Source organism: Enterobacter cloacae complex sp. IR5428 (genome assembly GCF_049238585.1).
Taxonomy (GTDB): domain Bacteria; phylum Pseudomonadota; class Gammaproteobacteria; order Enterobacterales; family Enterobacteriaceae; genus Enterobacter; species Enterobacter intestinihominis.
Genome location: NZ_JBMKHV010000008.1, coordinates 103,794 through 116,196, shown reverse-complemented (window position 1 = coordinate 116,196; position 12,403 = coordinate 103,794). Strand labels below are relative to the sequence as shown.

9 protein-coding genes are annotated in these 12,403 nt (G+C 58.9%); 4 read left to right on the top strand and 5 right to left on the bottom strand.

The genetic code is table 11. The features are described 5' to 3' along the window. The first annotated feature begins 4 nt into the window (after positions 1-4). The 4 genes from treB to nrdG all read left to right on the top strand — a co-directional run bounded on the left by treB (position 5) and on the right by nrdG (position 6,200). Complete coding sequence (treB, locus tag ACOTXC_RS14075) at positions 5-1,423, top strand: PTS trehalose transporter subunit IIBC (RefSeq protein WP_280005346.1); 1,419 nt, start codon at positions 5-7, stop codon at positions 1,421-1,423. A gap of 51 nt (positions 1,424-1,474) precedes the next feature. Then, complete coding sequence (gene treC, locus ACOTXC_RS14070; RefSeq protein ID WP_063853060.1) at positions 1,475-3,118, top strand: alpha,alpha-phosphotrehalase; 1,644 nt, start codon at positions 1,475-1,477, stop codon at positions 3,116-3,118. Positions 3,119-3,491: 373 nt separating this feature from the next. After that, a complete protein-coding gene (gene nrdD, locus ACOTXC_RS14065) occupies positions 3,492-5,630 on the top strand; it encodes an anaerobic ribonucleoside-triphosphate reductase (protein WP_022646868.1) in 2,139 nt (712 codons plus the stop codon). Between the two features lie 105 nt (positions 5,631-5,735). Continuing rightward, positions 5,736-6,200 (top strand): anaerobic ribonucleoside-triphosphate reductase-activating protein, encoded by a 465-nt coding sequence (gene nrdG, locus ACOTXC_RS14060; protein WP_022646867.1) that lies wholly within the window; start codon positions 5,736-5,738, stop codon positions 6,198-6,200. Positions 6,201-6,232: 32 nt separating this feature from the next. On the opposite strand, the gene ACOTXC_RS14055 is transcribed toward nrdG, so the two are convergent. The 5 genes from ACOTXC_RS14055 to ACOTXC_RS14035 all read right to left on the bottom strand — a co-directional run bounded on the left by ACOTXC_RS14055 (position 6,233) and on the right by ACOTXC_RS14035 (position 12,391). Then, positions 6,233-8,143 (bottom strand): BglG family transcription antiterminator, encoded by a 1,911-nt coding sequence (locus tag ACOTXC_RS14055; protein ID WP_023305322.1) that lies wholly within the window; start codon positions 8,141-8,143, stop codon positions 6,233-6,235. 19 nt (positions 8,144-8,162) lie between these two features. Continuing rightward, a complete protein-coding gene (locus ACOTXC_RS14050; RefSeq protein WP_048965764.1) occupies positions 8,163-9,299 on the bottom strand; it encodes a lactonase family protein in 1,137 nt (378 codons plus the stop codon). Positions 9,300-9,418: 119 nt separating this feature from the next. Beyond that, a complete protein-coding gene (gene dagF, locus ACOTXC_RS14045) occupies positions 9,419-10,159 on the bottom strand; it encodes a 2-dehydro-3-deoxy-phosphogluconate aldolase (RefSeq protein WP_023299185.1) in 741 nt (246 codons plus the stop codon). After that, the gene (locus ACOTXC_RS14040; RefSeq protein ID WP_063849838.1) at positions 10,156-11,274 is read right to left on the bottom strand and encodes a DgaE family pyridoxal phosphate-dependent ammonia lyase; all 1,119 of its coding nucleotides are present in this window, start codon (positions 11,272-11,274) and stop codon (positions 10,156-10,158) included. Before ACOTXC_RS14040 ends, dagF begins: the two co-directional genes overlap by 4 nt. After that, on the bottom strand, positions 11,258-12,391 hold the full coding sequence (locus tag ACOTXC_RS14035) for an amidohydrolase/deacetylase family metallohydrolase (RefSeq protein ID WP_022646862.1): 1,134 nt from the start codon (positions 12,389-12,391) through the stop codon (positions 11,258-11,260). Before ACOTXC_RS14035 ends, ACOTXC_RS14040 begins: the two co-directional genes overlap by 17 nt. Positions 12,392-12,403: the final 12 nt, after the last annotated feature.

Sequence of the window (12,403 nt, the reverse complement as noted above, 5' to 3'; positions counted from 1 at the left end):
CATGATGAGTAAAGTCAAACAAGCCGATATCGATCAGCTGATCGTCCTGGTCGGCGGACGCGAGAACATCGCCACCGTCAGCCATTGCATTACCCGCCTGCGCTTCGTGCTGAACGATCCGGCCAAAGCCAATCCGAAAGCCATTGAAGAGTTGAAAATGGTTAAAGGCTGCTTCACCAACGCCGGGCAGTTCCAGGTGGTGATTGGTACCGAAGTGGGCGATTACTATCAGGCTCTGCTGGCGACTACCGGGCACTCTTCCGCCGATAAAGAGCAGGCGAAGAAGGCAGCGCGCCAGAATATGAAATGGCATGAGCAGCTGATTTCCCATTTTGCGGAGATCTTCTTCCCACTGCTGCCGGCGCTGATCAGCGGGGGCTTAATTCTGGGCTTCCGTAACGTCATCGGCGATGTGCCAATGAGCGACGGCAAAACCCTGGCGCAGATGTACCCGGCGCTGCAAAGCATCTATGACTTCCTGTGGCTGATTGGCGAAGCCATCTTCTTCTATCTGCCGGTCGGGATCTGCTGGTCAGCGGTGCGCAAGATGGGCGGAACGCCCATTCTCGGAATCGTACTCGGCGTGACGCTGGTCTCTCCGCAGTTAATGAACGCTTACTTACTTGGTCAGCAAACGCCAGAGGTGTGGAACTTCGGCCTGTTTACCATCGCCAAAGTGGGCTACCAGGCGCAGGTTATCCCGGCATTGCTGGCGGGTCTGGCGCTGGGCTTTATTGAGACGCGTCTGAAGCGCATCGTGCCGGACTATCTCTATCTGGTGGTGGTCCCGGTCTGCTCGCTGATCCTGGCGGTGTTCCTGGCGCATGCCTTTATCGGTCCGTTTGGCCGCATGATTGGCGACGGCGTGGCCTTCGCGGTCCGTCACCTGATGACCGGCAGCTTCGCACCGATTGGCGCCGCACTGTTCGGCTTCCTGTACGCTCCGCTGGTGATCACCGGCGTGCACCAGACCACGCTGGCGATCGATATGCAGATGATCCAGAGCCTCGGCGGCACGCCGGTCTGGCCGATCATCGCCCTGTCTAACATTGCGCAGGCCTCCGCTGTAACCGGCATTATTATCGTCAGCCGTAAGCACAACGAGCGTGAGATCTCCGTTCCGGCTGCTATCTCCGCCTACCTCGGCGTCACTGAACCGGCGATGTACGGTATCAACCTGAAATATCGCTTCCCGATGCTCTGCGCGATGATCGGCTCCGGTCTGGCGGGCTTGCTGTGCGGCCTGAACGGCATAATGGCAAACGGGATTGGCGTCGGCGGCCTGCCGGGTATCCTCTCCATTCAGCCTTCATTCTGGCAGGTATTTGCGCTGGCGATGGCGGTGGCGATTATCATCCCAATGGCGCTGACTACCGTGGTTTACCAGCGTAAGTTCCGTCAGGGCACGTTGCAGATTGTTTAATTCCCTTTTTCGGGGCGCAGTTGCGCCCCTTCGCATTTGCAGGAACGTACTATGAATACCCTTCCTCACTGGTGGCAGAACGGCGTTATCTATCAGATTTACCCAAAGAGTTTTCAGGATACCACCGGCAGCGGCACCGGCGATCTGCGCGGCGTAACGCAGCGCCTTGACTACCTGAAAACCCTTGGCATTGACGCCATCTGGCTGACGCCGTTTTATATCTCGCCGCAGGTGGATAACGGTTACGACGTGGCGAACTACACTGCCATCGACCCGACCTACGGCACGCTGGACGACTTTGACGAGCTGGTTGCCCGGGCGCATGAACGTGGCATCCGCATTGTGCTGGATATGGTCTTTAACCACACGTCCACGCAGCACGCCTGGTTCCGTGAGTCGCTGGATAAAGCGAGTCCGTACCGTGAGTTCTATATCTGGCGCGACGGTACGCCGGACGCGCTTCCCAACAACTGGCGCTCCAAGTTTGGCGGCAACGCCTGGCGCTGGCATGCCGAAAGCGAGCAGTATTATCTGCATCTGTTCGCGCCGGAGCAGGCGGATCTCAACTGGGAAAACCCGGCGGTGCGCGCCGAGCTGAAAAAAGTGTGCGAGTTCTGGGCCGATCGCGGCGTGGACGGCTTGCGTCTGGACGTCATTAACCTGATTTCAAAAGATCAGGATTTCCCGGACGACACCATCGGGGATGGCCGACGTTTCTACACTGACGGGCCGCGCATCCACGAATATCTTCAGGAGATGAGCCGGGATGTCTTTACGCCGCGCAACCTGATGACGGTGGGCGAGATGTCCTCCACCTCGCTGGAGAACTGTCAGCAGTATGCGTCGCTCGACGGGCGCGAGCTGTCGATGACCTTTAACTTCCATCATCTGAAGGTGGACTACCCCGGCGGCGAAAAGTGGACGCTTGCGAAGCCGGATTTTGTGGCGCTGAAAACCCTTTTCCGCCACTGGCAGCAGGGGATGCACAACAAAGCCTGGAACGCGCTGTTCTGGTGTAACCATGACCAGCCGCGCATCGTGTCACGCTTTGGTGACGAAGGGGAACACCGCGTGGCGGCGGCGAAAATGCTCGGCATGGTGCTGCACGGGATGCAGGGCACGCCGTATATCTATCAGGGTGAAGAGCTGGGCATGACCAACCCGCATTTCAGCCGTATCACCGACTACCGCGACGTAGAAAGCCTGAATATGTTCGCCGAACAGCGGGCTAACGGCCGCGATACGGATGAACTGCTGGCGATTCTGGCGAGTAAGTCACGTGATAATGGGCGCACGCCGATGCAGTGGGACGCCTCGCACAATGCGGGCTTTACCGGGGGCGAACCGTGGATTGGTGTCTGCGACAACTACGAAATCGTGAACGCCCGCGCGGCGCTGGACGACCCCGACTCGGTGTTCTACACCTATCAGTCGCTGATTCGCCTGCGCAAAACCCTGCCGGTGCTGACGTGGGGGGATTATGAGGATCTCCTGCCTGACCACCCTTCCCTGTGGTGCTATCGCCGCCAGTGGCAGGGGCAAACGCTGATGGTGGTGGCGAACCTGAGCCATTTGCCTCAGGAATGGCAAGCGGACGCTCTCAGCGGCGAGTCGCAGGTGGTGATAAGCAACTACCCCGGCCCTCAAACCTCAATGCTTCGTCCGTTTGAAGCCGTGTGGTGGTTAAAGCAGTAATTCCTCCGCCGGGCACGATGCCGTGTCCGGCTTACTTTACTGTTTTTGTTGAATAATTAATCAGATTTTTCCTTCGCGTCTTTACAATTGCCTCAGCGCCCGCCGTTTGTACTCTCGTCTTTTTACTTTGTCCTGCATCAAAAAAATCGCAAACATGTTTGATGCAAATCACTATATGTAGCACTTAAAATGCACGCCGACCCAACATCTTGTATTTATCGTCTACTATTCCAACAACAAGACGGCGCGAACGCTGGCCGGAATTGTGGATAACACGAGCTGGGCACGCGGGAAGTCTTTGCCTCGGCGAGGAATACGCCCGGTGAATACTTCTCCACCTCTGTGGATAACCTGTTTTTAAAATGGAGTGATCATGACACCGCATGTGATGAAACGTGATGGCTGTAAAGTGCCGTTTAAATCAGAGCGCATCAAAGAAGCCATTCTGCGTGCAGCTAAAGCAGCGGGAGTCGATGACGCAGATTACTGCGCCACCGTCGCAGAAGTCGTTAGCAGCCAGATGCACGAACGCAGCCAGGTGGATATCAACGAGATCCAGACCGCGGTTGAAAACCAGCTGATGTCTGGTCCGTACAAGCAGCTGGCGCGCGCCTACATTGAGTATCGTCACGACCGTGACGTCCAGCGTGAGAAACGCGGTCGCCTGAACCAGGAGATCCGCGGCCTGGTAGAGCAAACCAACTCGTCGCTGCTCAATGAAAATGCCAATAAAGACAGCAAAGTGATCCCGACCCAGCGCGACCTGCTGGCTGGTATCGTCGCCAAGCACTATGCCCGCCAGCACCTGCTGCCGCGCGATGTAGTCTCGGCGCACGAGCGCGGTGAGATCCACTACCACGATCTCGACTACTCGCCGTTCTTCCCGATGTTTAACTGCATGCTGATCGACCTGAAAGGCATGCTGACCCAGGGTTTTAAAATGGGTAACGCCGAGATTGAGCCGCCGAAATCCATCTCCACCGCGACGGCGGTTACGGCGCAGATCATCGCCCAGGTGGCGAGCCACATCTATGGCGGCACCACCATTAACCGCATCGATGAAGTGCTGGCCCCGTTCGTGACCGAGAGCTTCAACAAACACCGTAAAACGGCGGAAGAGTGGCAGATCCCGGACGCCGACGGTTATGCCCGTTCCCGCACCGAGAAAGAGTGCTACGACGCGTTCCAGTCGCTGGAATATGAAGTAAACACGCTGCACACCGCCAACGGCCAGACGCCGTTTGTGACCTTCGGGTTTGGCCTCGGAACCAGCTGGGAATCACGCCTGATCCAGCAGTCTATTCTGCGTAACCGTATCTCCGGCCTCGGTAAAAACCGTAAAACGGCGGTGTTCCCGAAACTGGTGTTCGCCATTCGCGACGGCCTGAACCACAAGTTTGGCGATCCGAACTACGACATCAAACAGCTGGCGCTGGAGTGCGCGAGCAAGCGTATGTACCCGGACATTCTGAACTACGACCAGGTGGTAAAAGTCACCGGTTCGTTTAAAACGCCAATGGGCTGTCGCAGCTTCCTCGGCGTGTACGAGGATGAGAACGGCGAGCAGATCCACGACGGGCGCAACAACCTGGGCGTCATCAGCCTGAACCTGCCGCGCATCGCGCTGGAAGCCAAAGGTAATGAAGCGGCCTTCTGGGCGCTGCTGGATGAACGTTTACAGCTGGCACGTAAGGCGCTGATGACCCGCATCGCCCGCCTTGAAGGGGTGAAAGCCCGCGTCGCGCCAATTCTCTATATGGAAGGGGCCTGCGGCGTGCGCCTGAAGGCGGATGATGATGTGTCGGAGATCTTCAAAAACGGTCGCGCGTCGATCTCTCTCGGCTATATCGGCATTCACGAAACCATTAACGCGCTGTTTGGCGACAAGCACATCTATGACAACGACGCCCTGCGTGAGAAAGGTATCGCGATTGTGCAGCGCCTGCGCGATGCGGTAGACCAGTGGAAAGAGGAAACCGGCTACGGTTTCAGCCTGTACAGCACGCCGAGCGAAAACCTCTGCGATCGCTTCTGCCGTCTGGATACCGCCGAGTTCGGCATCGTGGAAGGGGTGACCGACAAAGGTTACTACACCAACAGCTTCCACCTCGATGTGGAGAAGAAGGTGAACCCGTACGACAAGATCGACTTCGAAGCGGCCTATCCGCCCATCGCGAACGGCGGTTTTATCTGCTACGGCGAGTACCCGAACATTCAGCATAACCTGAAGGCGCTGGAAGACGTGTGGGATTACAGCTATCAGCACGTTCCGTACTACGGAACCAACACGCCAATCGACGAGTGCTACGAGTGCGGCTTTACCGGTGAGTTCGAGTGTACCAGCAAAGGCTTCACCTGCCCTAAATGCGGTAACCACGATGCAGCCCGCGTCTCCGTAACCCGCCGCGTGTGCGGCTACCTCGGCAGCCCGGACGCCCGTCCGTTTAACGCCGGTAAGCAGGAAGAGGTGAAGCGCAGGGTGAAACATCTGGGGAATGGGCAGATCGGGTAATCCACTGCCACGTTAATGCCCGGTGGCGCTGCGCTTACCGGGCCTACGGACCGCTCTCTTTTGTAGGCCGGGTAAGCGCAGCGCCACCCGGCGTGGTTATTCGCGATGAACTATCACCAGTACTACCCCGTCGACATCGTCAACGGCCCCGGCACCCGCTGCACCCTCTTTGTATCAGGCTGCGTTCACGAGTGCCCCGGCTGCTATAACAAAAGCACCTGGCGCCTGAACTCGGGTATGCCGTTTACCGCTGAGATGGAAGACCGCATCATCAACGACCTGAACGACACGCGCATTAAACGTCAGGGGATCTCGCTCTCCGGCGGCGACCCGCTCCATCCGCAAAACGTGCCGGCGATCCTGAAGCTGGTAAAACGCATCCGCCGCGAGTGCGCGGGAAAAGACATCTGGGTCTGGACGGGTTATAAGCTGGATGAACTGAATGCGCAGCAGAAGGAAGTGGTGGATCTGATTAACGTCCTGGTCGACGGCAAGTTCGTGCAGGATCTAAAAGATCCTATGCTTATCTGGCGCGGCAGCAGCAACCAGGTTGTGCATCATCTGCGTTGAATGAAGGCGGATATCCTCTGTCCGCCTGAACGTCAAAACCGACTCACACTCTCCATTGCCTCAGCCTTAAACGCCGCAAAATCCTCGCACTGGCACAGGCGCGCCATCGCGCGTTCACGCAGGAAAGTGACAAAAATATCGTAAATCGCCATTGCCTCTTCGTACTCGCTTTTGCTGATGGCGAGCAGAAAAATGACATGGGCAGTTTCATCTCCCCACTGAATGCCCTGCGGCGCCAGCACGGTGTAGACCACCGTTTTTTGCGCCAGCAGGCCGAGGGAGTGCGGCAGCGCGATGCCGTCGCCGAGCATAGTGCTGACGATAGCTTCACGCTCGATAACCGATTCCAGAAATTCCGCGCCGACAAAGCCTTCGCTTTCAAGCTGCCCACACAGTTCGCGGAACAGCGTTTGCTGGTCGACAGGCTTGTCGAGAATGCGGAAATGGGCCGCGTCGAAGTATTTCTCCAGCATCCACGGGCGGGTACGGTCCACCAGCACCAGCTTGCCGATCTGCTCTAACTGATAATCGGTCGGGAACGGGGCGATTATCACCACCGGTTTGGATTTTTCGCTCACGCGAGCGGTGGAGATCACGAAGTCTTCGCCGATGGCATCGGCAAGTTCGTACTCGCGCAGGGTGAGCGTGCGCGTCACCTCAATCTGCGGGTATTTGCGCTGAAGCACCGCCTCGATCATGCGCACCATCGCGTTACCGGCGTCACATACCAGCAGCACGCGCGGCTGACGCTGGTAGCCGATGTTGTAGTGGCGCTCCAGACCGACACCGATATGCAGCACCAGAAAACCAATTTCGTTTTCGCTGATCACATACGGCGTGTATTTGCCCCAGCTCGACACCGCCGCCAGGGTCATATCCCACGCCATCGGGTAGTGCTGCTTGATGTTATCCAGCAGCGGATTGGGGATCATGATTTGATACCGCACGCGGGTAATCATGGTTTTGATGTGCGTGAGCAGATCTGCATGCAGTTGCTCGTCGCTCAACAGGTTGTAGTTATAGTGGGTGTTGATGTAGCGCAGGATATAGTTGACCAGGGCTTCGTCGTCGTCAGCATTAATGGCGCTGGGGGCGATCTCCTGGATCTGCCGCGCCGCAATGTGCACGCACAGCCAGCTCTCTTCCGATGGCGAAAGCGCCTTGCCCGCCAGCTCCTGGATAGCCACAGCGATATCTTTAGCCGCCTCGCGTACGTTCTCTTCCACGTCTTCAGCGTGGAATTCCGGCAGCGGATACCCCTCGCTGATGCGCCGCACCGACACCGCGCAGTACAGGCGCAGGAACAGCTCGCCTTCATCGGTCAGGCGAATGTGATGGCGCGTCAGCGCGTCGTGCAGGACAGGGACCATCTTTTCCGCCACGCCCGCGTTGAGCGCCACGTCGGTCACCAGCGGGTTAAGGCTATCCTGCTGCGCCAGCTCCCACAGGAGGTCGGTCAGGCAGGCGCGGATCGCCATCTCGCTGCCAAACAGCTTCATGCCGTGGCGCGGGCGGGTTTCCAGCGTCAGGTTGTAACGGTGAAACCACTCGCGCACTTCCACCATGTCGCTCTGCAATGTGGCCCGGCTGACGAACCACTCATCGGCCAGATCCTCCAGCTTGAGGGAAAAGGCTGACGTCAGAAAACGCACCACCAGATAGTGCACACGCTCCGGTCCGGTTCGCGGAATACGCAGCGCGCGCGGGTGGGACGACTGCAATTGTTGATAGCGCACCACATCATTGATTTTGAGCTGATAGCCGTTGCCCCGGCTCAAAATGAACTGCGCGCCGTGGCTGGCCAGCAGCGCGTTCAGGGCGGTGATATCCGCCCGGACGGTTCGCGTGGAGACCGACAGCCGCTGCGCCAGCTCGTCCTGCGGCAGCGTCTCGTTTTGCAACAGATCGAAAAGTTGTGCTAAACGTTGGTTCGGAAATCGCACGTCGTTGTCCTCTTACTGCTCAGGGTGAAATGACCATCTGGGATGGGCTGCCGACCGGGGTATAGTCTGACTCGGCGCTCAGCTTGCCGTCCGGCGCCACGCGGAAACGGGTAATGTTGTCGCTGCGCTGGTTCATGACGTACAGCCAGCGCCCCTGCTTATCAAGCGTCAGGGTGCGCGGATAGTCGCCTCGCGTCCAGACATCGTCCTGATGCGTCAGCGTGCCCTCCGCCGTTACGGTAAAGTGCCCGATGCTGTTATGCAAACGGTTAGCGACATACAGCTGTTTCCCGTCGGCGCTTAGCGCCAGCCCGGCGGCAAAACTGGTGCCTTTATAACCGTCCGGCAAGGCTGAAATCGTTTTACCCTCTTTCAGCCTGCCGTTGCTGTCCAGCGCATAATGGGTGAGCGTAGAGGCTTCTTCGTTAATCAGCCACAGGGCATCCCCCTTCGGCGTAAAGACGAAGTGGCGCGGCCCGGCCCCTTTTGAGGAGGCGCGGATAAACGGCGGATCGTTCGGGGTCAGCTTTCCGGTTCGATCGTCAAAACGGTACTGATAGATGCGATCCAGCCCCAGATCGGTGGAAAAAACGTATTTCCCGCTCGGATCGGCGGCGATCATGTGCGCGTGAGGGCCGTTATGATCGCTGATGGCGAAACTGCCCTCGACGGCAGCTTCCGGCTTTGCCGCGCCCGGTTCGCCTTTGTCCTGATGGGTGTCCGTAGCATCGCCCAGGCTGCCGTCTGCGTTAACGGGCAGCACCGCGATCGATCCGCTGACGTAGTTCGCCACCAGCAAATGTTTGCCGTTCGGCGTCAGGGAAAGATACACCGGTCCCGCGCCGCCGGAGGCCACCTGATTCAGCTCGCTCAGCGCGCCGTTATCGCCTATTCGCAACGCCTGCACCACGCCCTGCTCCACCTCGCTTGCCAGGTAGAGCGTTTTGCCGTCGTGCGAGACGGTAAGCTGCGCAGCGTTCGGGAGTTGGCTCACCAGCGTTTTGTTATCGAGCGCGCCGGTTTGCGGGTCGACGGTAAAACGGTACAGCCCTTCGCCGTTGGGATTATAGGTACCCACCCAGGCGTATTGCGTCTGGGCGACAGCGGCGGTGGCGAGCATTGAGAGTGAAGCGACAAGCAGGGTACGGGTGTGCATGGTGGCTCCTTCGGGTGTGTGCGGTGTGTTTCCCCTCACCCTAACCCTCTCCCCAAAGGGGAGAGGGGACGATTACACCCTCTCCCCTTTGGGGAGAGGGCTGGGGTGAGGGGCAGGTTCTACTTCACCAGCTTCTTCGTCATCTCCAGCAGCGTACGCACATCTTCCGGACGCGTGTCGCCGCTGGCTTTGTCGATAATCGAGCTGTAGATATGCGGGATGATTTTGCTCACGCCCGCGTCCAGGGCGATCTGTAGGATCTCCTCAAAGTTCTCCAGATCGATTCCCCCGGTCGGCTCCAGCCAGAAGTCGTGACGGGCGCAGGCTTCCGCCACCGCTTTATACTCGTCACGGCACTTGAGGCCGCCCATCGGGAAGTACTTGATTGAGCTGCCGCCGAAATCTTTCAGCAGGGCAATCGCGGTTTCCACCGGCACAATGCCGTCCGGCGCGTTGCTGCTCAGCGGGCCGGTGGAGATTTTCACCATGCCGACGGTGCCGGTCGGGGAGACCAGACCGTTGACCACGGACTCATTCTGCCCCAGCAGCGCGCGGCTGGCGGCCACGCCGGTAAAGACCTGATTGACGTGCTGCGGCTGTACCTGGCGGGAGATTTCACTCACCATCGCCGACTGGTTCGGATCGCCTGCGCCCAGCCCCACAGAGAGCGCGTTATCAATCAGTGCCGCGTACTCGCGCATATCCGCGACGGCGCTCGCCACGTCGGGGTAATTTTTGGAGAGCACGCCCACCAGCACATGACCTTCCGCCGCCTCGTAAATGGCGCTGGCGTTGGCTTTCGATCCTGCCAGCACGTTCAGGCAGACGCGGTCACGGTAAAAGTTGGGGGTCAGTTTCATGCTTTTTTCTCCTGTCCTAATACTTCGCTAATGCGGCGGTACACGATGTTTAGCTGGTCAGCATTCACGCTGCGCACATCCGCTTCGATAATCCCTTCGTTGGCCTTGTAGCCACGGAAGTAAACGGCGTATTCGCCCTGCTTGAGTGCGTTCACCAGTTCACCGGTGCCGACGCCGGTGGTCGCTTCGTCAAACTTAATCTCGGTGCGCGCGATATCGCGACCCGCGCTGTCCCAGACCACGCGGGCGGTGACGCCGTTCAGGGTGTTGAGCGCGTCAATAAACGGCGTCATCTTCGCCACCATCTCGGCCCCGCTCTCCCTGGTGGCCGTCAGGTAGTGTTCGATGGCGCAGGTCAGGCCGAGGATCCCCTCTTTGCCCACCTTCATCGCGCGGCCAATGCCCGCCGTCTGGCGCTTCACCCACTCAACGTACTGGGTTTTGCCGATCACCAGGCCGCTGGTTGGGCCTTCAATCGCCTTCGCGCCGCTGTAGATCACCAGGTCCGCGCCGGAGCGGTAATAGGTATGCAGATCTTCTTCCGCCGCGGCATCAACGATCAGCGGCAGGTCGTGTTTACGCGCCACCACCGCCGCCTGCTCGACGCTGAGCATGCTTTTCTGTACGCAGTGGTGCGATTTAATGTAGAGGATAGCCGCTGTACGCGGGGTGATCGCTGCCGCCAGCTGATCGGCAGAGCATTCGTTGGCGTAGCCCGCTTCCACCAGCCTGCCGCCGCCCAGCGCTACCATGGTGCCTACCGGCGCGCCAAAGTTAACGTTGTGGCCTTTCGGCAGGACGATCTCGTTGTTCTCAATCGGTGTGACGTGCAGGTTTTCCAGCAGCCAGTCGCTGTCTTTCACCAGTACCGCCGCCACGGACTGGGCAATGCCCGCCGACGCGCAGGAGACCACCGTTGCGCCTTCCACCTCCAGCAACTTCGCGATGTATTCGCCGGTTTTATTGACCAGATCCTTTATCTCGAAATAGTGATTCATGCCGTCCATCGCCGCCTGCACCACTTCCGGGCGCGGCGTGGAGACACCCAGCGCCGTCATGCGGCCAGAGGTGTTGATAACCTGCTTTAAGTTGTACTTCTCATAAATCGAAGGCATGTTCCGTGCTCCCTTGTTCGGTCATGTAGCCCTTGCCCGCGCGGATCGCGGCAAGCGGCACCAGAATGTGTTCAGCCTGCAGGCTGTCGTTTTCAGCATCCGTCAGCACCGTCGGCTGGCGTTTGAGGGTGAACAGCGTCAGATCAGCGTCGAGACCAGGCTGAATGCGGCCTTTGCGCGTCAGGCGCAGGCCGTCTGCGGCGTTGGCGGTGACGCAGTCAATCACCTGCGGCAATGACATGCCGATGGCGAGGAATTTCGACATCACGCTGGCCAGCGAGCCGACCGGGCCGTTGATGCGGTTGCGGCAGTAGATATCCGAGCTGATGGTGTGCGGCAGAATGCCCATCGCGATGGCGCGTTTCGCCACCTCAAAGCTGAAGCTCGCCGTGCCGTGGCCGACGTCCAGACGCACGCCGCGCTTCAGCGCAGACGTAATGGAGGCGCGCAGCTCGCCGGAGGGCGTCAGGATGCGGTTAGGCTTGCCGTTGTAGCAGTGGGTAATGATGTCGCCGGAGCTTAACAGCTCGGCAATCTCATCAAGGTTCGGCGGGTTGTTGCCGATGTGCACCATCAGCGGCAGGTCGCCATTCTCTTTTTGAATCGCTTTCGCGCGCTCCAGCGGGGTAATGCCGTTTTCACCGACCACGCTGCTGCTCATGCGCGCCTTCAGGCCGACGATAAAATCCGGGTAGCGCGTCACCGCCTGCTTCACCGCATCAGCATCAATATTGGCCATATTGGCCAGCTCGTTCTGGGCAATCAGCCCCACGCGGGAGATGTTCAGCAGGGCAAACACCTCGGTGGATGCTTTGCGGGTGATGGCGTAAAAATCATCCACGTCGTCGGCCCCGGTACTGCCCGCGTCCACCACGGTGGTGACGCCGGTGGCAATGCCCACGCTGTCCGGCTCGTCGTGGTAAATTGGGGAGTTCGGGTAGCAGTGGACGTGGGAGTCAATCCAGCCCGCGCTGACGAACACGACACCGTTAAGCTCAACCGTTTTACGAGCGGGAGCGTCAATTTGGCCTGTCGCGGCGATCTTCCCGTCCTGAATGGCGATATCGGTCAGGGTATCGTCGGCGAGGCGCGCACGGCGCAGGAGTAGATCAAACATGGGGTTCTCCTG